This window comes from Rikenella microfusus DSM 15922 (assembly GCF_000427365.1).
Classification (GTDB): Bacteria; Bacteroidota; Bacteroidia; order Bacteroidales; family Rikenellaceae; genus Rikenella; species Rikenella microfusus.
On sequence record NZ_ATXW01000001.1, the window covers coordinates 49,746 to 75,692 of the forward strand.

Genomic DNA, 25,947 nt, shown 5'->3' on the forward strand with positions numbered 1-25,947 from the left:
CCATGAAGCATGCTATTCTTTTTTTAGTCTCAATCTTCTGTTTCAACAGCATTAACGCCTCCCTACCCGAACCGACGCTTTCAGCGGCGGCAACCAAAACCGAACAGCAGGCCATCCTGAAGAAACTGGGCCGCCGCCCCGACTTTTTTCTTCCCTGGAGGTGCGAATCCATACGGAGCGTGATACTGGAACGGGTGCAGCTGAGTTCCGACCGTAAGACCCTCAAACTTTATTGCAATGTCGGCCTGGCGCAAATCGCCATCCGGCAGGAGCTGCTCGACCGGTGGGCGGATGCCGTGCGGGAAAAATTGGGAGAGGCTTACCGGAACTGCGCCGTGCGGTTCTATGCCTACAACATTCCGGCAGAACGTTTCATTCCCAACTATTTTCGGGAGAAAAACGCCCGCGATCCCCGCCGGGAAAGCACCCCGTCGGACCGCAGGCCTCTGGTCAGACGCACCGACAGGCCGCTCTATGGACGCGGACTGGCCGGACGGCACATCGCGCTGTGGGGCGGCCACGGCCGGTATTACCACGAAGAAGAGGATTCGGTCTGGAAATGGCAGCGTCCCGCCCTGTTCTGTACCATCGAAGACCTGAATACCCAGGAATTTACGAGCCGGTACCTCGCCCCCATGCTCGAAAACGCCGGAGCGGCGGTAGTCATGGCCCGCGAGCGCGATCCGCAGCCGGAAGAGATCGTCATCGACAACGACCGCTCGACCGGAAACGCCCGGATGGAAACGACAGGAAACTGGACGGAACATCCCGGCGGATTCCTCTGGCAAGATACCATACACACCGAAAATCCATTTCGAGAAGGCACTGTCTTACAGGCCGGAATAGCCTCCGGCATAAAGCCGGAGATCACCTATCGGCCCCGGCTCGAAAGGCCGGGCGAATACGGCGTTTACGTCAGTTGGAAAGCATCGCCCGGCAACCTGACGAACGCCCGATACACGGTTTATCACGCCGGAGGCAAAGCCGAATTCGAAGTCAATCAGCGTATCGGCGGTTCCATGTGGGTGTGGCTGGGGCATTTCGCCCTGGACAGCACCTCGAAAATCGTCCTGTCCGCTCCCGATAACGCGAACGCCGGAACCCTGAGCGCCGATGCCGTCAAGATAGGCGGAGGCATGGGCAATATCGCAAGGGCGGGAGCCGTCAGCGGCGTTTCGCGGTATGAAGAGGCCGCACGTTACTGGATGCAATACGGCGGAGTGCCGGACTCGGTCTATGCCCAGGAAACATTGTCGCCCGACAACAAAGACCGCAAACAACTCGATTACATCGACAATTTCAAAGGCAACGGCGACTGGTGCAACTATATCCGCAAACAGAAACGCATCCCGCTGGACCTGGCCTTGGGCCTGCATACGGACGCGGGCATCTGCGATTCGATCGTGGGCACGCTGACGATACACTACACCGACCGCTGCCGCACGAATTACACGAACGGCAAAAGCAAACTGGCCGGCCGCGACCTGGCCGACCTGGTACAGACCCAGATCGTGCACGACCTGCGGGCCAAATACGACCCGGCATGGACGCGCCGGTCGATGTACGATAAAAGCTATGCGGAAATCTCGCGCCCCGATATGCCGGCCATACTGGTCGAAATGTTCTCGCACCAGAACGCGAACGATATGGCGATCGCTCTGGATCCGGCCTTCCGTTTCGATATGGCCCGTGCGATATACAAAGGCATACTGCGTTTCCTGGCCGACCGTTACGGCCGGAATTACACCGTGCAGCCGCTGCCGCCGTCGGCGCTGAAAGCCGAATTGGTCGGGGGCGATTCGGTACGTTTGAGCTGGGAAGCGACGAAAGACCCGCTGGAACCGACGGCCGCTCCGAACCGATACCGGGTGTACAGACGTATCGGTACGGACGGTGCGTTCGACGAGGGCAGGGAAGTGCGTTTCCCTGAAATCCGAATGCCGCTGAAGCGGGACGGCAAGCCGTACAGCTATCGGGTAACCGCGCTTAACGAAGGGGGCGAGAGCTTCCCGAGCGAAATCGTCAGCGCCGGGCTGGCCGTGGACGAAAAGGGCAGGGCATTGGTTGTAAACGGTTTCACGCGTGTCGGCCCGCCGGCATTGAAAAAAGACGGAAACGGGAAAATACTGGGACTCGATCTGGAAGCCGATCCCGGCGTGCCCTATATCCGGGACCGGGCGATCGTCGGCCCTCAGCAGGATTTCAACCCCCTGTCCCCGTTCGAGGATAACGACCGGCCCGGTTGGGGAGCTTCGTCCACGGAATCGGCCGGACGAGGTATCGCCGGCAATACATTCGACTACGCAGTGCGGCACGGCGCAGCCCTGCTGGCGAACGGCCTGTCGTTCGAAAGCAGTTCGTGCACAGCATTCGAACAGACGCTCCCGGTCCCTTCGAAGTACCGGCTGATCGATATCATCATGGGGGCGCAATGCAGTTATCCGTCCCGGTATTCGATTTACAACCAATCTTTGATCAACCGGTTGGAAGAGTTGCTTGAAGCACAAGTTCCGGTCGTGATTTCCGGCAGTTATATCGGCAGCGATCCCGACATACCGGCAGACGCGAAGAAACTGTTGGGATATAGATGCGCCGAACGGATTCCGACCCCATACGACACAAGGGACGACTTGTACCGTACACCCGCGTTCGACCGTTTGCAGCCGACACAGGACGGCTGTGTCGTCGCGGCGGATTACCTGCCGACGACAGGCGTGCGCCACGGCCGCTCCTTCTTATTCGGATTCCCTTTGGAAATATTGAACGACAATTCCTTGCAGGATTTATTCAAACAAATACTTTCATCGCTATGAAATTGACGCACGTAGCCCTGTGGACCACGCGATTAGAGGAATCGCGCGTTTTTTACGAAACTTATTTCGGCGGAACGAGCGGCGAAAAATACACCAATCCGGCCAAAGGTTTCGAGTCGTATTTCGTCCGGTTCGGAGACGGCACGGCGCTGGAAATCATGCGCAGTACCGCGGTAACGGACCGGCCCGACCGGGTTTATACGGGATGGTGCCACGTCGCTTTCGACGCGAAAGACCGGCAAGAAGTGGAAAAACTGACCGAACGCCTGCGTGCGGACGGTTACCGTATCGTCTCCGAACCCCGCGTAACCGGCGACGGTTATTACGAAAGCGTCGTGGCCGATCCCGACGGCAATCCGGTGGAAATCGTCGCCTGACACCGAATGCTGACAAGTCGGAAAAAAAGCCTAATTTTACGATCGCTTAGCTGAAAACATCGAATGGGTATCAAATACAAGATCCGTTTAGGATTCATCACGATCGGCATCCTCCTGTTCCTCTCCGGAATCATATCGTCGCTCGAACTGGCGCGGTTCAACCGCGCGACGCACAACCTGCTGGCCAAAAGCCAGGGAAGCATCGAAATATCCAAACAGATGCTCGACGCCATACAGGAACAAAATACGGCCCTGCTCCTGTCGATCACCGATACCGGCCGCAACGCCGTTTACGATTCGCTGATCGCCCAGAGCAACCTCGCTTTCGACCAGGCGTTCCGGACAGCTCAGGCCGAACTGCGCGACCCGATACGGCTGGATGCGATCCGTACCGCCTCCCGATATTACAACAACATCGTTTCCCAGGTTACCGACAGCACCGATATAGCGTGGTTCACAGACGTCTACAAAACCTCCTACTATAACCTGACCTACGCGATCAAAGAATTCATGGTGCAGATCCAGCACCGGACGATAGACTACACGGCCCAGCTGGAAAGAAACGCCTACCGGGCTTCGATGGTCGGTATCATCGCGCTCGGGGCCGGCATTCTGTTGCTGCTGGTTTTCTATTTCATGCTGAGCAATTACTTCACCGGCCCGGTGCTCCAGATCACCAAGTCGCTGAAAGGATACGTCAATTCCAGGCTCCCGTTCGAAGTCGCCGTCAGCACGCGGGACGAAATCAATACGCTGAAAGAGTATATCGCCGCGCTAGTATCGGCCAACAAAAAAACGAGACAATAAGCATGAAGTTCGGACTGGTCATACGGTACGTCGGGCTGATCATGCTGCTCAACGCGGCATTCATGCTGATTTCGGCCGTCATATCCCTGTTCAACGGGTTCGATACCGGATTCTATCCGCTGCTGCTCAGTTTTCTTATCACTTCGATCATCGGGGCTTTCCCGCTGATTTTCGTACCGAACGACACGAACCTCTCCAACAAGGAAAGCTATGTGGTCGTCATCATGGCATGGATCATGTCGTGCCTGCTGGGCATGCTGCCGTACCTGATATGGGGCGGGGAATTCACCATCGCCAACGCTTGGTTCGAAAGCACTTCCGGGTTCACGACGACCGGATCGACCGTTCTGAACGATGTCGAAGCCCTGCCCAAAGGACTGCTGTTCTGGCGGGCCTCGACGCACTGGATCGGCGGGGTCGGCGTCGTGCTTTTCGCCATCGTGATCCTGCCGTCGATGGGACGTCTGAAAACGAGCCTGACGAGCGCGGAAATGTCGATGATGGCCAAAGACAATTTCCGGTATACCACGAAGAAAATCCTGCAAATCATCATCGTCGTATACGTCGGGCTGACCCTGTGCGAAACGGTCGCGCTGATCGCCGTCGGAATGGACTGGTTCGATGCCCTGACCCATTCGTTTTCGACCGTCGCCACCGGAGGATTCTCTACCAAGAACCTCAGTATCATGTATTACGACAGTCTGGCCATCGAAATGACCACCGCTTTTTTCATGATCGTTTCGGGGCTTCACATGGGGCTGGTCTATGCGACGATCCGCGGCAAACGCAACAACCTGTTCCGTTCGGAAGTCGCCCGGTTCTATATCCTGTCGCTGGCCATCTGTACGGTCATCGTATCGGCCAGTCTGTTGCTGAACCACAACTATTCGACCGTCGGGGAAGCGTTGCGCTACGGGGTATTCCAAGTCGCCTCCTATACCACCACGACCGGTTTCGCGTCCGCCAACGATGCGTTCTGGCCCCCGCTGGCCATGATCGTACTGATATATTGCACCATGCAATGCGCCATGGCCGGTTCGTCGGCCGGGGGGATCAAAGCCGACCGCGTACTGTTGATTTTCAAAGCGATCAAAGCACGTGTGCTGAAACTCCAGCATCCCAACGCCGTCATACGGATCAAACAGAACGGCATTACGCAGGACGACGGCATGGTCAATGCCGCGATCCTGCTCGTAGTGATCTACCTGCTCAGCGCCCTGGCCGGCACCGTCATTCTGGCGGCCATGAACATCGACCTGCTGACCGGCTTCACCGCCTCCATCACCAGCCTGAGCAACGTGGGTCCGGGATTCGGCAAAGTCAGTAACCTGGACAATTACGGTTGGATGCCCGACACGGCCAAATGGCTGCTTTCGGGTCTGATGCTTTTCGGACGCCTCGAATTCTTCGGGTTCATCCATATTTTCATGCTCCGCAGTTGGAAGTAAAACAGATATTGCCTATCTTCGTTCATACCTACGACTATGCGCAACCTTTCACGAATCATATTAGCGTCCGCCCTGCTGGGTACCGCTGTGCCGTCCGCCGAAGCCCAGCAGGCACGGATCGCGGGCCTGGAGCGGGACGAAAACTATATGCAGCTGCTGTCCCGGCAGTCGCAGCTCAAGGCCGAAGAAGATTCCACCGTAACGCTGATCAACAACAACCGGAAACTGTTCGAAAGCGGAACGGAACGGAGCAAACTGAGCGAAGAGATCGTACGTCTCGAAGGCGAACTGTTCGAAATCCGGAACCGGATAGGCAAGATCACGGCGCAAGTGGCAGCCATCGAACAGGAATATATCATCAAACACATGGACGATCCGGCGACCGGCCCGGAAGAGACGGAACCGAGTGCGGCGGGCGCACGAAACCTCTTCGCCAACCCGTTTTTCACCGAAAACCTTTCCGGGAAAGATATCGCCCTGTTTTCCGCTGTGCCGTCGATCGAACCGGAAGCGGCAAAAATCAACAAACGCATCTCCAACCTTTACGGACAACTGACGACCGTCAAACGGCAATACGACGCGGCGGACGATCAGGATACGATCGACAGCCTGCTGACACGGTCGGGGGAACTGAAAGAACAGATCGAACAGGTGGACGCCCTGATGGAAAGGTTATGGTTGGAAACATACGACCGGAAACTAGACAATTACCTCGTCCTGCTGGACAAAATAGGCACCATAGACCGGTTACGTCTGGAACAGCTGGATCAGGAGAGCAGACAGGTGCGCCGGGCCGAAAGTCTCGCAGGCGAGCAGCTCGCGCCGCTGGCAGCCATCTATCCGTTGCAGAAAAAGCTGACCCTGGATTACGAAATCGCCTTGGCCCAAGCCCTCGGCCTGCGCCTCGCCGAAGATTCGCTGAACACGGAATCGAAGCGACTTTCCGCTGCCGCGGCGGCACAGGCCGCAACCTATCCCGATATACCTTTCGCCCCCAGAAATCTGGTCACATACGGCCCCATCGTCAAAACCGAGGATGCTGCCCTGCGCAACTACTCGACCGTGGACGACATACCGGTGTTGCATATCCCGAAGAAAGGCATCTATTACACCGTCCAGCTCGCCCTTTACAATACGCGTCCCGGCAATATCAGCGCATTCAAGGGGATGACTCCGGTCATGTACCAGAAGTTGAATAACGGACAGACCCGCTACGTGGCGGGCGGCTTTACGTCCTATGCCGAGGCGCAGGCGGCCGTAACGCAAATGACGCGTGCCGGATTCCGAGCATCCGTCGTAGCTTTCGCGGACGGGGAAGCCACCACCGCCGTAAAAGCGAAAGCTCAGGAAGCAGCCGCACGGCAAGCCGCAGAAAACGCTCATACGAACGGGTATAACGTGGCGATCATTCCGGCGGCGCTGCGGTTGCCGACAGCCATGCGCGAAACCATTGCGGCACGCGCCCCCGGCAAAACGATCGTCCGGAGTTCTTCGGGATCCGAAGTAATCTATTCCGTAGGCGCATTCGCCACCCAGGCAGAAGCCGAAAGACTGGCGGAGGCCCTGCGCAGCCAACCGAATGTAAAAATAAAGGTCGTTGCATTATGACACTGTGGATTACCCTGCTGATCCTTCTGGGAGTGTTGCTGTTCATTGCGGAACTCGTGCTGCTGCCGGGTCTCACCCTCGCGGCTTTGGGCTCGTTCTGTTGCCTGGTCGGAGCGGTGACATGGGCTTTCGTCGAAGGCGGCACCGCCGCAGGTTTCATCACACTGGGTATCGTCGTCGTCCTGCTTCTCATCCTGACCGCTTTATTCCTGCGGCCGCGGACGTGGAACCGTTTCACGCTCAAGACCAATATCGAGTCCCGGGTACAACCCCTCGAAATCGAAACACAGGTCGAGGTCGGCGTACAGGGTACCACGCTCACCCGTCTGGCCCCGATGGGGAAGGTGCAAATAGGCGGCCGGACTTTCGAAGCGAAGTCCCTCGACAGTTATATCGATCCCCGGCGGCAAGTTACGGTCATCGGATACGATAACGCCAGCATCGTCGTGCGCCCGGTAACCGAAGCATAGGAAGGCACGGCCCGCTTACGATTTTCCACCAAACTCTCGATAAAACATGGAATTCTCGACCACGGCAATCATCATCTCGGCAGTCGCCATCGTACTGCTATGGATCATTCTGTATTTCATTCCGATCGGACTGTGGTTCTCGGCTATGGTTTCCGGCGTGCGGATGAGCCTGTTGCAGCTCGTACTCATGCGCTGGAGAAAAGTGCCGCCCGGAACGATCGTTTCGGCCATGATCGAAGGTACCAAAGCCGGGCTTCACCTGAATCCCAACGAACTGGAGGCCCACTATCTGGCCGGCGGGCATGTCGCCAACGTCGTCCACGCGTTGGTCTCCGCCCAGAAAGCGAACATCACGCTGGACTTCAAAATGGCCACGGCCATCGACCTGGCGGGCCGTGACGTGTTCGAAGCCGTCCAGATGTCGGTCAATCCGAAAGTCATCAACACCCCTCCTGTAACGGCCGTAGCGAAAGACGGTATTCAGCTGATCGCCAAAGCGCGGGTAACCGTTCGTGCGAACATCAAGCAGTTGGTCGGCGGCGCCGGCGAAGAGACCGTACTGGCACGGGTAGGGGAGGGGATAGTCTCCTCGATCGGTTCGTCGGATTCGCATAAGACCGTGCTGGAAAATCCGGACTTCATCTCGCGCGTCGTACTGGAAAAAGGACTGGATGCCGGGACGGCGTTCGAAATCCTTTCGATCGACATCGCCGACATAGACATCGGACGGAATATCGGCGCCGTCCTGCAAATGGACCAGGCCAATGCGGACAAAAACATCGCCCAGGCGCGGGCCGAGGAGAAACGGGCCATGGCGGTAGCTTTGGAGCAGGAAATGAAAGCCAAAGCGCAGGAAGCGCGGGCCAAAGTGATCGAAGCGGAAGCCGGGATCCCGATGGCGATCGCCGAAGCGTTCCGCAGCGGAAACCTGGGTATCATGGACTACTATAAAATCCGTAACATACAGGCCGACACATCGATGCGCGAAAGCATCGGGAAACCGGGGGACATCGGCAGGCAATAATTTTTCGGGAAACCGCAATTTCATTTGGAAGTAAAGACTGAAAGCACTACTTTTGTACTGCTTTCAGCGCCCGGAGAGATGGGTGAGTGGCTGAAACCAGCAGTTTGCTAAACTGCCGTACGGAGTTATCTGTACCGGGGGTTCGAATCCCCCTCTCTCCGCCAACATTCGTTCATACGATACCGTTTTGCGAAAAACGTCATGACAAGTTTTCCGCAATAAATCTGGAGAGATGCCGGAGTGGTCGATCGGGCCGCACTCGAAATGCGGTGTACGGGCAACTGTACCTAGGGTTCGAATCCCTATCTCTCCGCAATAAACGTTGAAAATCAGCCCCTTATTAAAAGAAGGGACTAAAAAAGGGACTATTTAGTCCCTTTTTTATTTTGTAAAAACCGCTGAAAATAACCGACCGTGGTCGTTTTCAGAACCTCCACAAACTATACTGCACCCCGATTCCGACATACGGGCCGGGCCTCCTAGAGCCAAAATTGTAGCCATAGCCGACCTGTATCCCGATACCCCAGCGTTTTGTGTCCGTCACCGTTCGTTCGACGGTATTTGCGATAGTCTTATAAATCGTCCGCGGGTAGACCTCCAGCCTGTCGAGCGACACGTTGAAGCCGCTCACGTCCAAAGAATACGGGCATCGACTTCGACCAGCGGAAAGTAGACGAAGCGAACCGGAAGGTCATAGACTATGTAAACGGGAAAAGCACGAGGTGATTTATGCCTATTCACTGACCACTTCGGTGCATTCATAAACAATCTTTATTTCGGATGACGCTTGTCCTTAGTTTTACTTTCGTAAGCTTACGGGCGGATTCCGAAAAGCCCCGATAGAGTAGGACAACCTTTATCAATCTCTTTCAATCATGATTCTATACCCTGCAAATTCAGAAGACGATTTTGTTATCCTCAATGGCATCGGTTATGCCCGTGCCCATCATTATGACCATGTCCAAATTATGGAAACCTGCGACTTCGCTTCGATACCTGCTGATGAACCTGTGGCCATCATCGGACATGGAGAACCGCCGGAAGTCATCGAGGGAGGCACCGTGCTGGAGCCGACTCTGGCAGAAAAGATGCCTTGGGAAGTAGGCTCTATGCTGGATAGCGGAAAATATCAAAAGAAGGCACCGATTCTTTTAATCTCTTGCAGTGCCGGCGTATCATCCAAACAAGAATCGAAAGATTCTTTCGTCCACTTGCTTGCCGCAGAATTTCCGGGCGTGGCCGTTACCGGGAAACGTGGTATAGCTCTTTTTGGTGAAGCGATTCCCGACACAGTGATCGCCCCCCTCAAAAGCAAGGAATTTACCGCAGCGGAAATTACCATCCGAGACACACTGGGTTTCAACCGTCCGGCATCTCAAATCGATTGGGGAGATCCGTTTCCGGTCCAAGCCGGAATTGAAGATAGGGCCGATTTCGTCTACAACCATCCGAAATTAGCTAATTTATACAAGAAACTGAGAGAGATGGCGGAAAATAACGGATATATTTTGCCGCCCCCGGCGGATGAACTGACCTACATCGCTAACGAATAATTCATATAAGTGGACAGGTTTCCTGCATACTCATTCTGGAGCATGTGCGGGTGCATTCCCCCCATTGGTTCAAAACTACCGGTTCAACAGAGGCTGGCAATATTGAAATTGCCAGCCTTTTGTATTTTAATGGAGACTAAAAAGGGGCCGGTTTGTGTTATAGCCTCCATCTAAACCGCTTCCAGAACCACCACACAACTCCAGTAAACGCGGCACATCCGGATCCTCCTGCGGGACGGTAGTCGTCGGACCGGCTTTCAGTTTCTCGTTCTCGGCCTCCAATCGGTTTACCTGGGCGGTCAAATCGGCGATCCGTTCGTCTTTGGCGGCGATACCCTCCGCTTGGCTCCGGAGGTCGGCAAGGTCGGCGTCTTTCGTTTCCAGCCGTTTTTTCAGCTCGCCGATCTCCGCGCCGCGGGATTCCAGCTCATTGTTGAGCTTCTCCACCTGCGCCTCGGTCAGGCTGTTGTCGGCCTCCCCGTCGAACCCGAAATAGTTCAGGATCGCGTGCCACGTCTTTTTGATTTTCATGGTATGGTCGTTTTGATGAGTAATCGGCGGTAAAGAGGGCAGGGCATAGCCCCAAAAGGTCATATCTTCCGCATGGTTTACGATTTCGGCGGCCGCAATAACGGTATCGGCCAGCCCGGCCGCTACGGTCTCTTCGGCGTTCAGCCACCTGCCGTGTCCGCCGTCGGCGTCCATCAGCGCGGCGAACTCCTCGGCCGGACGCCCCGAACGGCGGGCGTAGATACCGGCGATCAAAGCGTCGGCCTTATCCAGCGTCTCTACCGATTTCAGAAGGTCTTCCCGGTTCCCCTGAACGGTATTCATGGCCCGGTGGATCAGATACAAAGCGTTTCGGGAGATATGCCGCCGTCCGCTGTCGGCGGCCTGCGCGACGATCGTGGCGGCGGAGGCCACGAAACCGTAACAGGCGGTGAGCACTTCGATGCCTGCGGCCGAAAGGGCGCAGAGGGTGTCGTGGATCAGCAACGCGTCGTTCACGTTGCCGCCCAGCGAACGGATATTGACTTCCACGGTCGGAACGGATAGGTTACGGATCTCATCGATCCGCTTCTTGAACGTGTCGTAGGTAGATACTCGTTCGTCGGGATGCTCGAACTGCCACCATTCGGGAATGCCGATAATCCCCTCTATATCGATCGCCGCACGGCCGTCCGCACGATTGCTGATACTGATCCTCCCTAACTGTAAGGCCATAAAACAAAAAATCTACCTTTGTCTCCAAAGGTAGATTCCCTATTCCCCAAACGTTCGTACAATCTTTACAAAAGCCTCTGCATACATAGAGGCTGAAGCAAGTCGTTTTACAACGAAATTGTCTTGAGTTTGTCTCCGAGTTGGTGCAGTGCCGCCTCGATTTCGCGTTTGCGATCCTCCGACGGGATTTTACGCCCCGCGATGTAGGACGCCATAACGCTCTGCGGGATTTTGATCATCCGGGCGAACTGCGACACGTTGATAAACGGCATCGCCTTGAAAGCCCGCGCTATCGGATTTAGCGGCTCCGGTTCTTCGTAAGCGAAACTTTCAAAACTAACGTCTTCGTCGATCTCATCCCAATGGATTCCGCAGGGAGACAAACGGTATGCCGAACGTTGTTCTTCCGTCGCTGCCTGTAACCGAGGATACCACATCAAAGACTGCCCATGCTCGGCACCTGTATCGGTTCGGATGAATATCTTTTCATCTTCGAACCAAACCCTCTCTATTCTCACGCTACCACTCCCTGATGATACAAGTATTCCGGTGCAAAATCAGCTCCATTGTACCACTCTATGGTCCAGGGAGTCAAAGCAAATTGAATGAATTTATTGCGATCTTTGAGCGGTTCGAATAGTTTCCCTTTTAACAAAGGCAAGAAATCGATACGCCGCTTCGTTCCATCGTTAAAAGTCAGCAGCATCGTAAAATCCGCTATATACTCGACATCCGTTATCCAAACCAATTCCAGTCCTTCCATGATTCGATCGTTATTTTAAAGGTTCGATACCCATCAGTTCCTCTCCGCGTTGTAATCTTTCCCAGTTCTCCATTAGCTCATCTCGATGTAGATCAAGCCACTGAGAAACCAGTTTTACCACTCGAAGAGGCAACTGTCCTCGTATGACTTCACTGTTGATTCCCACTAATGCCCGGTGATTACCATATTTCACATGGAAATGCGGTGGATTATGATCGTCCGCAAACATCACAATGACAATACCAAAGAAACGGCATATTTCAGGCATAACTACTTGCTATATTTGTCATAACAAAGGTAGGTAATAAAATTATTACCTGCAAACCCCTTGCCAAAATTTTTCACAAGTCCCTATACCGATACACGGCGGCTTGCACCGTGTCCTCCGAGACGTTGAACGCCTCCGCAGTACGGGTAATCGCGTCCATCTTGGGCACCCCGCCCTCCACCAGCCGCCGGTAGTGGCGCACATGCTCCCGCATCGCTTCATCTACATTCATAACTTTAATACGTTGCCTGTTGAACCATCGCACGGACACGGTTCTGCGTATCCGTAATTTCCATTTCCAATACGTGCACCCGAATATTATCGACCCGCGTATTCACCGCCTGAATATTCGGGAAATACGACAGCAATATTTTCACGGTAAAGAGTAAAATGGACTTTGACAAGGCCTACAAAGCTAAGAAACATATAACTGACTATGTATTCAGCGACAGCAAGGGAGAACGGCAATTTGCTCATGATCTTGACGAAGCCAAGGAAGTTGTAGTATATGCCAAGTTACCGCGGACTTTCCAAATACCGACTCCGGTTGGAAATTATGCACCGGACTGGGCTATTGCCATGGAGGTAAATGGAATAAAGCATATTTTCTTTATTGCTGAAAATTTATCCGTGATTTGTTTGTTTTCTCCTCTTTCTGTGGATTGGCATTTGCTGATATACGAAGATTAACAGAAAAGGAGCTTATTACAACTGAGGACGGGAAACAATGGATTGTCATGGCACGAAAAAAGACGGGCACAATCTCCCGTATCAGGTTGTTGGATATACCACTACAAATCATCGAGAAGTACAAAAAAGATAGATTTTGTGAAAGAATATTCAATGTTCCCGGATATTCAACTGTTAATATAAACCTCAAACGTATTGCCGAAATATGCGATATAAACAAGTCTCTCACCTATCATCAAAGCCGCCACGTCCATTTGTCTGACACAAGGCGTTCCAATAAAAACACTTAGCCAAATGATGGGATACCGAAATATCAAAACAACTCAAATTTATGCAGAGATAACAGGGGCGAAAATAGAGGAAGATATACAACGATTATCCTAAAATATAAAAGATAGTTATCGATTGGAAAACAATTAACTGTATTCTTTATAATAATAGAACCATTCTGAAGAATGATTCTATTATTATACCTAATTTTTTCGTAGATACTCCCCTATTTTATCATACAAATTTGATGTGATTAATTGAAGAACTTCAGCAGAAGTACACCACTGAACTGCATCTAACTCATCATCATCTTTGAGATATGCATCACCGGTTACATATTCATTTAGCCAATAATGAAGTTGTACAGGGAAATCTGGATGATTTCTTTCGCCAAACTTCATTATTGGCTTACAAACAACACCTGTTTCTTCATATGTCTCTCTGATAGATGCTGAATCATCAGGTTCGTTTTCTTCTACTCCCCCAGATGGAAATTGCCAATGCAAATTACCCTCTTTTTGCCTTCTTCTTACAAGTAAAAATTTATCATCCTTTTTCACTACAGAAACTGCAATCTTCTTCATATGTTTATTCTTTTGAATTAATTAATAAATCTTTAACTTTAGGATATATATCTGACGTTATTGAGCTTAGGGCTTCCTCCGCAGTAAGCCATTTAACGTATTCGTTTTCGTCTGTATCACAATTTTCCACATCTCCTTTAACATAGTCACAGAGCCAATAATATACATAAGTAGGAATATTGGGATGTGCCCTTTCCCCTATTAATAAAACAGGCTTAACCGTTATATTTGTTTCAGCTAAAATCTCTCTTGTTAATAATAACTCAGGAGCATGATTTGGTTTTAATTGCACAGCAGGAAAAGACCAAGTCAAATTATTCTCTTGAACCTTTCGTTTTGTCATCAAAAATTTATTCCGATATTTAATAATTCCTATAGCAATATTGTGTCTTTCGACTTTAGACGAAAGCGTTGCTTCAATTTTATTTTCTTCAATCCAATCAAGAATTAACTCTTTCACATCGAGTTGCTCCTTGTAGACTTTGTGCATTTTACCTAAAATATCAAAAGGCTTTTTGTCTTTTATATCATCATGTATTAATATCAGGCATTTTTTATTTTGAGAATGCATGATTCCAAGTTCGTAAGCAACATTAGGTCCATAAAATTGTCCATCATCTGGTCTGTCAAATAAAGCAATTCCATATTGACAACAGTATAATACTGCTAAAGGATTCATTATTGAATCTCCAGTTATCATCCAATCCTTCATGTCAGCTCTTACGCCACACAGATTTTTTTCTTTCAAAACATCTATAATATAAGTGCTTAGTTGCTTATTGTACGGACGGTATTTCATCATCAAAAATACATTCTGAAAATAATTTACGTTATTTATTTTCTCTTGTATTTCTTCATGGTAGGAATACAAATCCTTTATTAAAGGAAATTTATCGTTGTAAATATCAATGTACAGATTTTGTTTTTTTCATATCTATTATGTTCTTAATATAACATACTTTGATGTGACACACAGAGTATAAACAGCATTGATTTCGTACCCTGTGCCAAATTTAGCAATTAATCAACAAACACCACATCTTTTTCTCAAAATATTTTGCTCAAACTAACATATAATACCAACGAACTCTACTTTTAATATTTTTTCCTTTTTTCTCTGATAAGCATTACTCATATGGAAAGAATGAATAAGGCCCCCCTTATAATCAACAAAATTTAATGTTGCAGGGTCGAAATAGTAAGAACAACTCCAAAAGGCGGATAAAAAGCCTGTAAGACTAATAGCTATTTTATTGGCATTCATTCCGTTGAGTTGTTCTATGCCTTGTGTTTCCGCAACCATTGTATATAACTTTATATTGTCAGGACGGAAACATTCATACTTTACTGTTTTTTTGTCCTTGAATAATATTCCGGCATTATACACTATGTTTTGATACCAAGTACAACCGCTGCTTTTAACAGTTTTAGCAATAGGTTTACCTTTAAATTTTCCAGTAATCGAATATATATTATTTTGTGTAGTTCTATCGTCAAATCGGTTTGAAATAGCAGGTCTATAATTTGCCATTTCTCGGTTTGGCATAACTTGTTCATCACATATTCCTGTCGTTCATTTTCTTGTATCACAGTCAAATATATTTTTTCGTTTGTCTTTTTTTCTTGCCAAACGATTGTTTCTTGCCGGTCGCCACATGTTGAAAAGTAAGTTGTCTTTTGAGCGAGAGTAGGCAAAGGGAGCAACACCATAATAATTGAAAATAGACATATATTTTTCATTTTATTCTTGACATTACGAATGTATCAACATAATCCGATATGACATTTTTCAGTTCGTCCCATGCTTCAGGTTTACTAAAATCTATCCCGTTAAACATGTTATATTGACGGGTAAACAATATAATATGGTTGATTGCAGCGATGATGATAGTTAGAAAGAAGTTACAATCCCTACAACTGCCATCTATTCTCTTTTCCAATTCCAACTGCAATTGCCCATTGTTCTTTTCACGTTCTATCTGTATTGCCTGGAATGATGAATTTCCCGATAATTCCCATACATATAACTCCTGTATAAGCTGATTGTCTTTCAAGTATTCCAGTTGTTTCAATAATACCACTTTTGTTATCTCCCCAAGATTGGATATTTCGGCTTGTTCTATCTGATTGATAAACTCGGAATAAGCGAACGAATAGAAATCATATTGTTGTGCCCAAGCCACCAATAATCCGTCTAAACCACCCAAATAGCGGTATATTAAAACCTTATCGCATTTTGCTTGCCTTGCAATACGGTTTATACCGATTTTAGTAAATCCTTCATCTTCGATTACTCTACTGACAGCTTCAAGCAATCGTTTCTCTGTTTCTTTCAGTTCCATAATTTATTTGATGTCACCATTCGGTGACATCAAAGGAAAAAGCTGTTTTTTCATTTGTTGATATGTTTATAATAGCTTATGAACCATTGAAAGAAAAGTTCTGATAATGTTATAACCGTATAGGTTGATTTCGTCAGTCTATGATTGATATATCGCAAGTCTTCTCTTTCGTTTCTATGCGATAACCTATTTACAGAGATGTGATATTATCTCTATATTGTCTTAATTCCCCCTCTCCAATATTCCTTATTGCCAAATCTAATTCATTAAGTAGCCGAACTTTGTCATTAGGTATCATTCCGATAAACGGGACGGTGTTTGATACCGTATTTCCTAATAAGGTCGTTTCTATATGAAGCCTTGAAATGAAAGTCCGTAGTTCCGACAGCCTTTCGTGTTCAGTCGCTTCTACAAAATCACCACGCTGTATTTCTTCGTATAATCCAGATTCAGGGAATACTGTCAGCGACACAAAGTTTACGGTAAAAGGGTGCAACTGATTGAATACTTTGGCGGTATTGATAGCATTCCGCTCTCCCTTGTCTTTTCCCGCAAGTCCAGTCAGATATACTAAGTTGTATCTGATATTTGCTTCTTCCAGCTTCTTACATTGTTCAATAATATCATTAGTCGTATAGCCTTTGTTCATTGCTGTCAATGTATCATCATCGCCCGATTCTGTTCCGATACTGATACTGTCGAAACCTAAATGGCGCAGGTTCTTCAATTCCTCTACTGTTTTCGGCTTAATATCCGAAATTCGGGCAAACATACCGATACTTTCACAATGGCGAAGATATTTCCTGATTAAAAGACCTAAATCCAGCAGCCTGTTATAACTTAGCACAAATGGATTAGCTCCCGTTAAAAACACTCGCCGGGCTTTGGGCTGGTAACTTTGTATCACTTTTAAATCTTCTTCGACTTCCGTAATAGGAGATAGACGAAACTTTGTTCCGTGATATAAACTACAAAATTTGCACTTGTTGTGAGTGCATCCGGCAGTTACCTGTAGTAGTTGGGAACTTGCCTCGTATGGTGGTCGCCATACTTGTCCCGTAAAATGTAACAGTTCCATATAATTATAAATTAAGCACTTGTAATTAGTTATTTTCCGTATTTTTGTACTGCAAAGTTAGGATGTTCTTTTTATCAAAAGAAGAACTATACTATCAGTCAGTCACTTACGTTTGAGTTAATTTTTCTCAATATCAATGTATTTAAGGACGGAAAAAATGCGAAAAAAGTTAGATTACGATTATTGTTCGGCTTCCCCTATACTGGAATGGCTGGGTGACAAATGGGCTTTAGTTGTCTTATTGAAGCTACACGAGCATGGAGTAATACGTTTCAATGAACTATACAAAACCATTCCCTCTATATCAGAAAAGATGCTTTCTACTGTCTTACGTTCATTGGTAACGGACGGATTAGTAGGTAGAAAAATATATCCCTCAGTACCACCCAAAGTAGAATATTATGTATCTGAATTTGGAGAAACTTTAATTCCTTATTTAGAGCAGTTGAAACAATGGGGGCAAGAAAACTTTGAAACGATAATGGACAACAGGAGGAAAAACAAGTATTAGAATTTAGTGCGAGGTGCAAGTATATATCTATATATAGCTTGCACCTCGCGCTAACCGTAGAATATTTATTTTCAATGATTTGCACAATTCAAAAGAAAGCCGTATCTTTAAACTGTAGTTTTAGGCAGACAACGAACAGCCAAAAGGTGACAGAAAAGCGTAGTTTTTGTAACCTAAGTTGTACCCCCTAAGGCTTTGACATATTGATAAGAAATTGAATTTCAAGGATATTGAGGTGCAGATTCATAACCCTCCCTCTCCGCAGAACGGTCAGGCGAGCCGATGGAAATTCCATCGGCTCGCTTCGTTTTTAAACCGACACTTTCGCCAAAGGCGGATGCCACCTACAGGAGTCCCAAATCCGCATTGATTTGACGACGGTAATCGGACGGCGTACGGTGCGTGACCGCCCGGAATTGCCGGTTGAAATGGGAAAGATTGTTGTAACCCGACTCATAAGCGATCTGGGACACCGTCTGTTTGGAATGAGCCAGCAATTTACAGGCATATTCGACACGCATTTCGGTCAGGTAACGGAAAATACTTTTATCGGTACGCCTCCGGAACGCCCGACAAAGCGACGCCGGGTTCATCCCGGCATAAGCCGCCGCCTTGCCCAACTCCACCGGTTCGCGGAAATGGTCGGCCAGATAAGTGTAAACCCGGCCGATCGGATCATTGCCGAAAACAGCCTCGTTGTCGATCTGATATTCAGCATCCGACAGCAAAACAAAATCGGACGATTTCGCTAAAATATCCAAGATAGACAACAACTGCACGAATCGTCGTATTCCGTCGCACCCGTCCGTTTCCCGCATCATCTCCAGAACGCGGCCTGATAACACCCGGTCGCGGAATCGCAGGCCGTACCGGCTTTTCCGCAATAGCTGCGAAATCCGTGCATATTCGGGCAACGCATCCATATCGGCAGGGAAAAGCGCAGGCGGGAAATGCAATGCTTCTCCGGCACTGGGAACAGCATCTCCTCCATCCAGAATCGTATCGCACAAATGCAAGTGGGGAATACCGCTGCCGATCAAAGCCATATCGCCCGCTTCGTAATCCGCAGTCCCGCCGCCGACGAACTGCTTGCCGCTGCCGGCCGTGAAAATCATCAGTTCAAACTCCGCATGCCGATGACGCGGCAATACGAAACGGGGATAAACGACGTGGCTGAACGACGATTCGGCCCCATGTACGATCTTTCGCTCCAAAATAGCCATAAGCAAATATAATCGGCAACAGAGCAAATATAGTATCATTTAAGGAAAGATTCCTTCGCTATTTTTGTTTCACAAACATCAACTAACTTCCATTGTACCATGAAACACAAATTGTTATTTCTGCTTGCCGCAGCCGGAATCGCCTCGGCGAGTATGACAGCGTCCGCCGCCCTTCCTGTCCGGCCCCAGACCCGGACGATGCAGCCGATCAAACTGAACGCCCCGAACCTGAAACGCGGCGAGTCGGTCATGCAGGCGCTGGCCAAAAGACAGTCGATCCGGAGCTATGACGAACGGTCGCTTTCGATTCAAGACCTGTCGGACCTCGTGTGGGCCGCCAACGGCATCAACCGCCCCGAATCGGGGAAACGGACCGCACCGTCGGCCATGAATAAACAAGACGTAAAGGTCTACGTCTGCACCGCCGGAGGAAACTACCTGTACAACCCGAAGACACAAACGCTCGAACCGCTGACGGCCGACGACGTACGGCCAGCAGAAGCCCCGGTCGTGTTGGTGCTGGTCACGGATACCAATGAAAACTGGGCGCCGCTCGACGCCGGGATCGTATCGCAAAACATCTCGCTTTTCTGCGCCGGAACCGGTCTGGGAACCTATGCGCGGGGCAGCATGGACAAAGAAAAACTGAAAAAAGCACTGAAACTGACCGGCACCCAAACCGTTATGCTGTGCCACCCGGTAGGTTACGTCAAATAATATGGAAAGGAACGAATTATTGGCAGGCTACGGGACCTCCGCCCAACGGGTCGAACGTGCCGCCACCGCGCTGAAAGAGGGCAGGGGCATCCTGCTGACCGATAACGAAAACCGCGAAAACGAAGGCGATCTGATCTTCGCCGCTTCCCGAATGACGGTCGAGCAGATGGCCCTGACAATCCGTGCATGCAGCGGCATCGTCTGCCTCTGCATGCCGGAGGAAAAAGCCGAAATGCTGGATCTTCCCCCGATGGTTGCGCGGAACACCAGCCGGTACGGTACAGCCTTTACGATTTCGATCGAAGCTGCCGAAGGCGTCACGACCGGAGTTTCCGCCGCCGACCGGATCCGGACGATCCGGTCGGCCATCGCACCGGAGGCGACCCCCGCTTCGCTGTGCAGACCGGGGCACGTATTCCCGTTGATCGCCCGGCCGGGAGGCGTGCTGGAACGCGACGGGCATACCGAAGGGAGCGTCGATCTGGTCCGTATCGCCGGCCTGCCTCCCTATGCCGTGCTCTGCGAACTCACCAACGAGGACGGCACCATGGCACGGCTGCCGCAGGTAGTCGAATTCGCCCGCCAGCATGACTATCCGGTCGTAACCATAGACGACATCAAAGCCTGGCGACAAAGCCGGGAATCTGCCGAGCCGGTGTAAAAGATTAGGAAATATATACGACTTTACCCAAAATCGGGGAATAATTTCCCTGAACGGCCCTGCGGTGCCGCCGGGCACTCCGGCCGGAAGTTTTCTCCGCGGAAAGAGAGTAGGCGCGGGCCGAAATATAGTGCAAATCAGGTGTGCATATAAAATAAGGTAAGGTCGTACATACTCGCCGAAAATTATTATCCTCTTCCGGCAAGAATTCGGGCCTTATGCCGAAGAAGATGATTGTTCCTTGTACACATCGCCGGCAGAACCGGTTTTGTTATAAAGCATTCTTTCCCGCGCCCATTTCCGGGCGCAGGCAGACAAACGAACGCCCCGTATATCAGTTAGATATACGGGGCGTTCCGCTTTATTCGGTTTATCGTTCGCTTAAACGTTCGTTATTTTGTTACATTTGACATGCAAATATAGTTATTTTTCAAATACGCGAAAATATTTTATCAACCTTTTCAATATCAGTACCATAACAGTACCGTCCGTAACCGTGCGCCGCGTTCTGTCCTTTCGCGGGAAACGACCGTGGGGAGTGTCCGTTTAAACGAACCTTTAAACGAACAGTACGATGAAGACAAAAAGCTTTACCAAAGGACTCGTCGGATGCGCGTTGCTCGCAGCAAGCCTCGTTACGGGCTGCAAGGAGTATGACGATACGGGCATCCGAAAAGACATCGCAGACCTTCAGGGCAGGGTCGAATCGCTCGAAGCGTGGTGCGAAACGGCCAAAGGGCAGATCAGCGCCCTGCAAAGCCTCGTCGCGGCCGTCGAAAGCCGGGACTACATCACCGGCGTGGAGCCGGTTACAGAAGCCGGCAAAGAGACCGGTTACGCCATCTCGCTCGGAAGCGGCAAGACGTTTACGGTCAAACACGGAACGCAGGGAGATCCGGGCGTGACGCCGCAGATCGGAGTGGCCAAGGACGAGGCGAACCCGTCCGATGAAAATTACTACTGGACGGTCAAGACGGGAGACGACGAACCGGAGTTCATCGTAGATCCGGCGACGGGCGGCAAAATGCCTGTTACGGGCGAAAAGGGCGATACGCCTGAGCTGAGCGTGGAGGAAGACAACGGGCGCCTGTACTGGAAAGTGGGCGAAGATTGGCTGCTCAGCGACGGGGCTAAGGTTCCGGCCACCGGCGAGCAGGGGGACGCCATCTTCGCCGAGAACGGCGTCGATTACACCACCGACCCGAACAATGTGACATTCACCCTTGCCGACGGTACGAAACTTACGCTCCCGCGCGTGAATGAAGTTTCGGTCGGGTTCGATGATTACGAACTCGCTTACGTAGGAACGAACACCGAAATCGCGCTGGAACTCCCGGCCACGCTCAAAGAGGGGGACTACACCGCCTTGATGGCCGAAATCAAAACCGAGGGAGGCACCGGCACAGCTATCGCGACCCGCGCTGCCGCCGCATCTTCCTGGCAGGTGGAGGTAACTAAACCGACATTCGACACCGACGGCGTTTGCAACAACGACGCCAAGGTGAAGATTACCGTATCTAATACCGAAACAACCGGCAGCCAGGCGATCCTCAAAGTGACGCTGGTCGATACGAAAGGGCGAGAAGCGACCGCTTCGAAACCGCTGGAATTCCGCGGTACAAGCATCGCAGCCGACGAAGTGGCGAACACTACGTTCGAAGATGGAAAAGACTACATGATCCAAGGGAACGGGGCTGTCATTACGCTGACCGACGCCAAAGAGATCAAAGGTAAAAACGTGACCATTTCGGACATCGTCTTCGACTCGCCGAAAGCCGTCAATGTGAAAGCCGAATCGGTAACTCTGGACGGCGTAACGCTGTCGGGCAGCCAGCCCAAAGCGAACGGGAACGCGATGATGAGCATCAACGATGCGCAGACCGTAACCATATCGAACCTCACGATGGGCAAAACGGACGGTTACAACACGATTGAAATCGGTTTGAACAGCTCCACTCTGCCGAGCGAAATCAACATCGAAAACGTACGGTTCGAGGAAGCCATCAGCAATAACGCGATCCTAATTTTCGGCACGCAGAGCAACGCAACGGTGAATATCGCCGACTGTTATTTCAAGGAGGTGTCGAACGTACTGCGCCTGTCGAACAAGACGAATGCCACGGGCGTCAAGGTGAATATCAAGGACTGCACCGTCGATCAGTGGGAGTCTACGCCTGCATACGCCGGTTTTCTTATATGTGAAGACTACACGAGCGACACTGAAGACAAAGCAAAACAAAACAATTTGTTTGGTAACGGAAAAATCACCGTGACTTTCGACAATGTGACGGGACCTCACGGCAAAATTGACTTCTCCAACGACATCGCTGCCGGTACGAACGGCGGGGCTGAGCAAGCATATTATGTATTCTATGATCAAGGAGGAGTTGTGCCGTACAGTACGCAAACCTATCCGACCTTTATTTTCAAATAGGCATTCTGCCCGGTCCGTTCCGGCCGGAGAGTTCTAAACAAGCGCGGCGCCCCGAATGATCGGGGTGCCGCGCTACGTTTAAGTACACCGGTATCGACAAACGGGAGAAGCAGGCCCCTGTTTCATTTGTTCCTTTCCGGTACAAATGACGCGAAAGGTAAAACCAAGACGCTTATTTCCCGGATTTTCGGATTCGTACGGCATTCCCGGCCGACGGCCTGAGCAACGTATAACCGAACAGATGCAGGAAACCGACGGCCGCCACGAAGATGAAAGCCAGCCGGAAATCCGGAACCGTATAATGCCCCGCCACACCCCCGTCGATCAGGTTGGCGAAACGCAGGGCCACGGCCCCTACCGCGATTCCCATACCGGTGGACATCTGCTGTACCGTACTGTACAACGTGTTGGCCGACGTCATTTTCCGTTCGGCGATGTCGGCGAAAGCCAGCGTCGTGAGCGAACTGAACTGCATAGACCTCACCAGACCGGAACAGAACAGCGTGACGACGATAATCCACACCGGCGTATCGGGCAGGAGCAATGCCGTGAAGAGAGTGAATAGGGCGACCAAAAACCCATTGACCAACAGAATGCTCCGGAATTTGAAATGCCGGATGATCCAGACCGTCGCCGACTTCATCGACAGGTTGCCCACCATCGTGGAGAGGAATAACAACCCCGACTCGAACGGACTGAGGCCGAAGCCCTCCTGAAACATCAGCGGCACGAGATAGGGAAAAGCGCCGATCACGATCCGCGATACGGACCCGACCCAGATCGTGATCGCATACGTACGCACCTTCATCACCGTATAGTCGATCAGCGGCGCCGCCGTCCGCCCCGAGTGCCATACATTGAAAAACAGCACGACCAGGCTCCCCAGGACGGTGGAAAGGGATACCCAGTACGGAACATTCGCCTTGCTGAACAGCTCTACGCCGTACATGAAACCGGCCAAAGCCGTGCCGCTCAATACGAAACCGCCCCAGTCGAAAGGCTTTTTGGCCGCTGTCCGCCCCTTGCGCGGCTCCTCCTCCGGAATATAGCGCCATGCCAGCAGGATACAGGCGATGCTGATCGGTACATTGAGATAGAATATCCACCGCCACGACCAGAAAGTCGTCAGATAGCCGCCGACCAGCGGTCCCACGATCGGCGCCACAAGGGCCGGTATCGTGATATAATTCATCGCCGTCGGAAGCTCTTCTTTCGGCGTAACCTTCAATACCGCCAGCCGTCCCACGGGCGACATCATCGCCCCGGCCATCCCCTGCATGATCCGGTAAACGACGAACTGGACCAGATTCTGCGAAGTCCCGCACAACACGGAGGAGAGGATAAAGAAAGCGATCGCCCCGCAAAATACCTTGCGGGTGCCGAAACGGTCGGCGATCCATCCGCTGACGGGAATGAAAATCGCCAGGGCCATCAGGTAGGAGGTTACCCCGGTACTCAGATGCACCACGTCCGTAGCGAACGCATCGGCCATAACGGGAATGGCCGTATTGACCGCCGTGGTATCGAGGAACTGCATGAAAAAGGCGATCGCCACGACCAACGAAACGCGTATCGTCGTCTTCTTATCCATGCGTCTCTCTGTTTTTGGTCAGATACCGGAAACGCCCCATCATCATCAGGCCCGCCGCAAGCAGTCCCACGGGGAATCCCCACCAGATTCCTACGATACCGCCGTGCAGGGTGAAACCGAACAGGTAACACAATGGCAATGCCAGCACGAAATAACCGACGAACGAAATGGCCGCCATCGAGGTAACGTCGTTCATCCCGCGCAAAGCGTTCGCATAAGTGACCTGGAACACGTCGCCGACTTGCAGGGTCAAGAGAATCAGCATCAGCACCGACACGATGGCGGCGACCTCCGGCGGAGCGTTGAATATGCGCCCCATAAAAGGTCTCAAGGTCAGAAACGCACCGCAAATAACCACCGATATGGCCGCCATGAGTTGTACCCCGGCTGCCGTCGTGCGCCGCACGCCTTTCATGTCCCGACGGCCGAAAAAATGGCTGACACGGATAGAAATCGCCGCCCCCGTACCGTAATAAAGCAGAATACCCAGCGTGGAGACCGACAGGATGACCTGATGCGAAGCCAGTTCCACTTTACCCAACCAGCCGATCATCACCCCCGCGACACTGAACATGCCGTTCTCGATACCCATTTGCAGACCGACCATCGTACCCATCCCGGCCAGTTTTTTCGTGCACCCCCTCTCGACGCCGCAGCATCGGAAAGCAGCGCGGTAACGTGCGTAACGGCGCCCGTAGAAAAAAATCCCGGCGAAGACCAGCGGCATCAGGATACGGGTGAGCAGGGTAGAGATACCCGCCCCGGTCGCTCCCAGTGCGGGAAATCCCAGTTTTCCGTAAATCAGGATATAATTTCCGAGGATATTGAAAATATTCCCCCCGATCATGATATACATCGGCAACCGGGTATCCGTGATTCCGTCCGCGAACTGCTTGAAAGCATTGAAAAGCATAACGAACAGCAACGAAACCAGCTGCAACGCGAAATAGGGACGGATCAGCGGCAGCAGCTCGGCGGGCTGTCCCATACGATCCACATTCAGCAGCAAGATACCCATCAGGAGCATCATCAGAAGCCCCACCGTCGCATTGACCGACAGGCTGTTTTTCAACAGGCAGCCGATCCGGGACGTATCGCCCGTCCCGAAACTCTGACCGACGAGCGGAGTCAAACCGTACGAGAAACCGAGACCGAACAGGATCGGAATATTGAAAACGCTGTTCACGAACGAAACGGCCGCCAGATCGTCCATACCGTACCGTCCGACCATCAGGCCGTCCATAAAACCGACCACCACAACCCCGAGCTGACCGACCATAATCGGCAGACCGAGCCTCAGCAGCTCGCGGTAGTCGGATCGGTATCGGCGGAAACTGTACATATGCGAAAAGGGCCGCTTTCGAAAAAACGACCCAAAATTACGCATTTTACAGTTAAACGCCTGTTGCAAATACGGAATTATATATACTTCGACAACCGTATGCGGTGATATATCCGCAGTTTTTGCCCGTGTTTTTTCAGCCCGCGCCG

The 25,947-nt window shown here is 51.0% G+C and carries 27 protein-coding genes and 2 tRNA genes; 15 read left to right on the forward strand and 14 right to left on the reverse strand.

Going from position 1 to position 25,947, the window contains the following annotated elements:
• Positions 1-2 precede the first annotated feature (2 nt).
• The 9 genes from RIKMI_RS12390 to RIKMI_RS0100245 all read left to right on the forward strand — a co-directional run bounded on the left by RIKMI_RS12390 (position 3) and on the right by RIKMI_RS0100245 (position 8,860).
• A complete protein-coding gene (locus RIKMI_RS12390; RefSeq protein ID WP_051214149.1) occupies positions 3-2,813 on the forward strand; it encodes a golvesin C-terminal-like domain-containing protein in 2,811 nt (936 codons plus the stop codon).
• Entirely contained in the window at positions 2,810-3,190 is a 381-nt protein-coding gene (locus tag RIKMI_RS0100210; protein ID WP_027289986.1) for a VOC family protein, read from the forward strand. The genes RIKMI_RS12390 and RIKMI_RS0100210 overlap by 4 nt, the downstream gene beginning before the upstream one ends.
• A gap of 63 nt (positions 3,191-3,253) precedes the next feature.
• Entirely contained in the window at positions 3,254-3,997 is a 744-nt protein-coding gene (locus RIKMI_RS0100215; protein ID WP_027289987.1) for a hypothetical protein, read from the forward strand.
• 2 nt (positions 3,998-3,999) lie between these two features.
• Entirely contained in the window at positions 4,000-5,445 is a 1,446-nt protein-coding gene (locus tag RIKMI_RS0100220; RefSeq protein ID WP_027289988.1) for a TrkH family potassium uptake protein, read from the forward strand.
• A gap of 36 nt (positions 5,446-5,481) precedes the next feature.
• On the forward strand, positions 5,482-7,053 hold the full coding sequence (locus tag RIKMI_RS0100225) for an SPOR domain-containing protein (protein ID WP_027289989.1): 1,572 nt from the start codon (positions 5,482-5,484) through the stop codon (positions 7,051-7,053).
• A complete protein-coding gene (locus RIKMI_RS0100230; protein WP_037291181.1) occupies positions 7,050-7,523 on the forward strand; it encodes an NfeD family protein in 474 nt (157 codons plus the stop codon). The genes RIKMI_RS0100225 and RIKMI_RS0100230 overlap by 4 nt, the downstream gene beginning before the upstream one ends.
• A gap of 46 nt (positions 7,524-7,569) precedes the next feature.
• Positions 7,570-8,547: a flotillin-like protein FloA gene (floA, locus tag RIKMI_RS0100235; RefSeq protein ID WP_027289991.1), complete on the forward strand. Its 978-nt coding sequence runs from the start codon at positions 7,570-7,572 to the stop codon at positions 8,545-8,547.
• A gap of 72 nt (positions 8,548-8,619) precedes the next feature.
• Positions 8,620-8,711 (forward strand) — tRNA-Ser (locus RIKMI_RS0100240).
• A gap of 62 nt (positions 8,712-8,773) precedes the next feature.
• Positions 8,774-8,860 (forward strand) — tRNA-Ser (locus tag RIKMI_RS0100245).
• 111 nt (positions 8,861-8,971) lie between these two features.
• On the opposite strand, the gene RIKMI_RS15295 is transcribed toward RIKMI_RS0100245, so the two are convergent.
• A complete protein-coding gene (locus RIKMI_RS15295; protein ID WP_370447807.1) occupies positions 8,972-9,178 on the reverse strand; it encodes a DUF6808 domain-containing protein in 207 nt (68 codons plus the stop codon).
• A 244-nt stretch (positions 9,179-9,422) separates the two neighbouring features.
• On the opposite strand from RIKMI_RS15295, the gene RIKMI_RS0100255 reads away from it, so the two are divergent.
• A complete protein-coding gene (locus tag RIKMI_RS0100255) occupies positions 9,423-10,100 on the forward strand; it encodes a hypothetical protein (protein ID WP_027289992.1) in 678 nt (225 codons plus the stop codon).
• Positions 10,101-10,226: 126 nt separating this feature from the next.
• Here RIKMI_RS0100255 and RIKMI_RS14145 read toward each other — a convergent pair whose 3' ends face one another.
• The 5 genes from RIKMI_RS14145 to RIKMI_RS12405 all read right to left on the reverse strand — a co-directional run bounded on the left by RIKMI_RS14145 (position 10,227) and on the right by RIKMI_RS12405 (position 12,587).
• A complete protein-coding gene (locus tag RIKMI_RS14145; protein ID WP_051214154.1) occupies positions 10,227-11,324 on the reverse strand; it encodes an ATP-dependent Clp protease proteolytic subunit in 1,098 nt (365 codons plus the stop codon).
• 107 nt (positions 11,325-11,431) lie between these two features.
• Positions 11,432-11,842, reverse strand: coding sequence for a DUF2442 domain-containing protein (locus RIKMI_RS0100265; protein ID WP_027289993.1), 411 nt, complete (start codon positions 11,840-11,842; stop codon positions 11,432-11,434).
• On the reverse strand, positions 11,839-12,087 hold the full coding sequence (locus tag RIKMI_RS0100270; RefSeq protein WP_370447806.1) for a DUF2442 domain-containing protein: 249 nt from the start codon (positions 12,085-12,087) through the stop codon (positions 11,839-11,841). The genes RIKMI_RS0100265 and RIKMI_RS0100270 overlap by 4 nt, the downstream gene beginning before the upstream one ends.
• A 10-nt stretch (positions 12,088-12,097) precedes the next feature.
• A complete protein-coding gene (locus RIKMI_RS14465; RefSeq protein WP_084135110.1) occupies positions 12,098-12,355 on the reverse strand; it encodes a DUF4160 domain-containing protein in 258 nt (85 codons plus the stop codon).
• Positions 12,356-12,428: 73 nt separating this feature from the next.
• Positions 12,429-12,587 (reverse strand): hypothetical protein, encoded by a 159-nt coding sequence (locus tag RIKMI_RS12405; RefSeq protein WP_156877444.1) that lies wholly within the window; start codon positions 12,585-12,587, stop codon positions 12,429-12,431.
• Between the two features lie 158 nt (positions 12,588-12,745).
• On the opposite strand from RIKMI_RS12405, the gene RIKMI_RS0100280 reads away from it, so the two are divergent.
• The gene (locus RIKMI_RS0100280; RefSeq protein ID WP_027289995.1) at positions 12,746-13,045 is read left to right on the forward strand and encodes a restriction endonuclease; all 300 of its coding nucleotides are present in this window, start codon (positions 12,746-12,748) and stop codon (positions 13,043-13,045) included.
• Positions 13,046-13,518: 473 nt separating this feature from the next.
• On the opposite strand, the gene RIKMI_RS14470 is transcribed toward RIKMI_RS0100280, so the two are convergent.
• The 5 genes from RIKMI_RS14470 to RIKMI_RS0100305 form a co-directional block, all read right to left on the reverse strand.
• The gene (locus RIKMI_RS14470) at positions 13,519-13,899 is read right to left on the reverse strand and encodes an NUDIX hydrolase (protein WP_027289996.1); all 381 of its coding nucleotides are present in this window, start codon (positions 13,897-13,899) and stop codon (positions 13,519-13,521) included.
• A gap of 4 nt (positions 13,900-13,903) precedes the next feature.
• Complete coding sequence (locus tag RIKMI_RS14150; protein ID WP_147288467.1) at positions 13,904-14,701, reverse strand: NUDIX domain-containing protein; 798 nt, start codon at positions 14,699-14,701, stop codon at positions 13,904-13,906.
• Between the two features lie 264 nt (positions 14,702-14,965).
• The gene (locus RIKMI_RS15125) at positions 14,966-15,430 is read right to left on the reverse strand and encodes a hypothetical protein (RefSeq protein ID WP_245584918.1); all 465 of its coding nucleotides are present in this window, start codon (positions 15,428-15,430) and stop codon (positions 14,966-14,968) included.
• Between the two features lie 205 nt (positions 15,431-15,635).
• The gene (locus tag RIKMI_RS0100300) at positions 15,636-16,241 is read right to left on the reverse strand and encodes a TetR/AcrR family transcriptional regulator (RefSeq protein ID WP_027289998.1); all 606 of its coding nucleotides are present in this window, start codon (positions 16,239-16,241) and stop codon (positions 15,636-15,638) included.
• Positions 16,242-16,431: 190 nt separating this feature from the next.
• Entirely contained in the window at positions 16,432-17,319 is an 888-nt protein-coding gene (locus RIKMI_RS0100305; protein WP_027289999.1) for a radical SAM protein, read from the reverse strand.
• A 157-nt stretch (positions 17,320-17,476) separates the two neighbouring features.
• On the opposite strand from RIKMI_RS0100305, the gene RIKMI_RS14475 reads away from it, so the two are divergent.
• Entirely contained in the window at positions 17,477-17,830 is a 354-nt protein-coding gene (locus RIKMI_RS14475) for a winged helix-turn-helix transcriptional regulator (RefSeq protein WP_084135111.1), read from the forward strand.
• A gap of 344 nt (positions 17,831-18,174) precedes the next feature.
• On the opposite strand, the gene RIKMI_RS0100310 is transcribed toward RIKMI_RS14475, so the two are convergent.
• Entirely contained in the window at positions 18,175-19,053 is an 879-nt protein-coding gene (locus tag RIKMI_RS0100310) for a helix-turn-helix domain-containing protein (RefSeq protein ID WP_027290000.1), read from the reverse strand.
• A 153-nt stretch (positions 19,054-19,206) separates the two neighbouring features.
• Between RIKMI_RS0100310 and RIKMI_RS0100315 the strand changes: the two genes are divergently transcribed.
• The 3 genes from RIKMI_RS0100315 (at position 19,207) to RIKMI_RS0100325 (ending at position 22,865) form a co-directional block, all read left to right on the forward strand.
• Positions 19,207-19,770: a SagB/ThcOx family dehydrogenase gene (locus RIKMI_RS0100315; protein ID WP_027290001.1), complete on the forward strand. Its 564-nt coding sequence runs from the start codon at positions 19,207-19,209 to the stop codon at positions 19,768-19,770.
• 1 nt (position 19,771) lies between these two features.
• Positions 19,772-20,431, forward strand: coding sequence for a 3,4-dihydroxy-2-butanone-4-phosphate synthase (gene ribB / locus RIKMI_RS0100320; protein ID WP_037291186.1), 660 nt, complete (start codon positions 19,772-19,774; stop codon positions 20,429-20,431).
• Between the two features lie 574 nt (positions 20,432-21,005).
• Positions 21,006-22,865 carry a PL29 family lyase N-terminal domain-containing protein gene (locus RIKMI_RS0100325; protein WP_027290003.1) on the forward strand — a complete coding sequence of 620 codons (1,860 nt, stop codon included), beginning with the start codon at positions 21,006-21,008 and terminating at the stop codon, positions 22,863-22,865.
• 172 nt (positions 22,866-23,037) lie between these two features.
• Here RIKMI_RS0100325 and RIKMI_RS0100330 read toward each other — a convergent pair whose 3' ends face one another.
• Both RIKMI_RS0100330 and RIKMI_RS0100335 read right to left on the reverse strand, forming a co-directional pair.
• Entirely contained in the window at positions 23,038-24,456 is a 1,419-nt protein-coding gene (locus tag RIKMI_RS0100330; protein WP_027290004.1) for a DHA2 family efflux MFS transporter permease subunit, read from the reverse strand.
• Complete coding sequence (locus RIKMI_RS0100335; RefSeq protein ID WP_027290005.1) at positions 24,449-25,798, reverse strand: MATE family efflux transporter; 1,350 nt, start codon at positions 25,796-25,798, stop codon at positions 24,449-24,451. Before RIKMI_RS0100335 ends, RIKMI_RS0100330 begins: the two co-directional genes overlap by 8 nt.
• Positions 25,799-25,947 lie beyond the last annotated feature (149 nt).

Bases quoted from the DNA above. Each gene is read 5' to 3' on its own strand.
- RIKMI_RS12390 (WP_051214149.1), top strand. From the start codon at position 3: ATGAAGCATGCTATTCTTTTTTTAGTCTCAATCTTCTGTTTCAACAGC.
- RIKMI_RS0100210 (WP_027289986.1), top strand. From the start codon at position 2,810: ATGAAATTGACGCACGTAGCCCTGTGGACCACGCGATTAGAGGAATCG.
- RIKMI_RS0100215 (WP_027289987.1), top strand. From the start codon at position 3,254: ATGGGTATCAAATACAAGATCCGTTTAGGATTCATCACGATCGGCATC.
- RIKMI_RS0100220 (WP_027289988.1), top strand. From the start codon at position 4,000: ATGAAGTTCGGACTGGTCATACGGTACGTCGGGCTGATCATGCTGCTC.
- RIKMI_RS0100225 (WP_027289989.1), top strand. From the start codon at position 5,482: ATGCGCAACCTTTCACGAATCATATTAGCGTCCGCCCTGCTGGGTACC.
- RIKMI_RS0100230 (WP_037291181.1), top strand. From the start codon at position 7,050: ATGACACTGTGGATTACCCTGCTGATCCTTCTGGGAGTGTTGCTGTTC.
- floA (WP_027289991.1), top strand. From the start codon at position 7,570: ATGGAATTCTCGACCACGGCAATCATCATCTCGGCAGTCGCCATCGTA.
- RIKMI_RS0100255 (WP_027289992.1), top strand. From the start codon at position 9,423: ATGATTCTATACCCTGCAAATTCAGAAGACGATTTTGTTATCCTCAAT.
- RIKMI_RS14145 (WP_051214154.1), bottom strand. From the start codon at position 11,324: ATGGCCTTACAGTTAGGGAGGATCAGTATCAGCAATCGTGCGGACGGC.
- RIKMI_RS0100270 (WP_370447806.1), bottom strand. From the start codon at position 12,087: ATGGAAGGACTGGAATTGGTTTGGATAACGGATGTCGAGTATATAGCG.
- RIKMI_RS14465 (WP_084135110.1), bottom strand. From the start codon at position 12,355: ATGCCTGAAATATGCCGTTTCTTTGGTATTGTCATTGTGATGTTTGCG.
- RIKMI_RS12405 (WP_156877444.1), bottom strand. From the start codon at position 12,587: ATGAATGTAGATGAAGCGATGCGGGAGCATGTGCGCCACTACCGGCGG.
- RIKMI_RS0100280 (WP_027289995.1), top strand. From the start codon at position 12,746: ATGGACTTTGACAAGGCCTACAAAGCTAAGAAACATATAACTGACTAT.
- RIKMI_RS14470 (WP_027289996.1), bottom strand. From the start codon at position 13,899: ATGAAGAAGATTGCAGTTTCTGTAGTGAAAAAGGATGATAAATTTTTA.
- RIKMI_RS14150 (WP_147288467.1), bottom strand. From the start codon at position 14,701: ATGATGAAATACCGTCCGTACAATAAGCAACTAAGCACTTATATTATA.
- RIKMI_RS15125 (WP_245584918.1), bottom strand. From the start codon at position 15,430: ATGGCAAATTATAGACCTGCTATTTCAAACCGATTTGACGATAGAACT.
- RIKMI_RS0100300 (WP_027289998.1), bottom strand. From the start codon at position 16,241: ATGGAACTGAAAGAAACAGAGAAACGATTGCTTGAAGCTGTCAGTAGA.
- RIKMI_RS0100305 (WP_027289999.1), bottom strand. From the start codon at position 17,319: ATGGAACTGTTACATTTTACGGGACAAGTATGGCGACCACCATACGAG.
- RIKMI_RS14475 (WP_084135111.1), top strand. From the start codon at position 17,477: ATGCGAAAAAAGTTAGATTACGATTATTGTTCGGCTTCCCCTATACTG.
- RIKMI_RS0100310 (WP_027290000.1), bottom strand. From the start codon at position 19,053: ATGGCTATTTTGGAGCGAAAGATCGTACATGGGGCCGAATCGTCGTTC.
- RIKMI_RS0100315 (WP_027290001.1), top strand. From the start codon at position 19,207: ATGACAGCGTCCGCCGCCCTTCCTGTCCGGCCCCAGACCCGGACGATG.
- ribB (WP_037291186.1), top strand. From the start codon at position 19,772: ATGGAAAGGAACGAATTATTGGCAGGCTACGGGACCTCCGCCCAACGG.
- RIKMI_RS0100325 (WP_027290003.1), top strand. From the start codon at position 21,006: ATGAAGACAAAAAGCTTTACCAAAGGACTCGTCGGATGCGCGTTGCTC.
- RIKMI_RS0100330 (WP_027290004.1), bottom strand. From the start codon at position 24,456: ATGGATAAGAAGACGACGATACGCGTTTCGTTGGTCGTGGCGATCGCC.
- RIKMI_RS0100335 (WP_027290005.1), bottom strand. From the start codon at position 25,798: ATGTACAGTTTCCGCCGATACCGATCCGACTACCGCGAGCTGCTGAGG.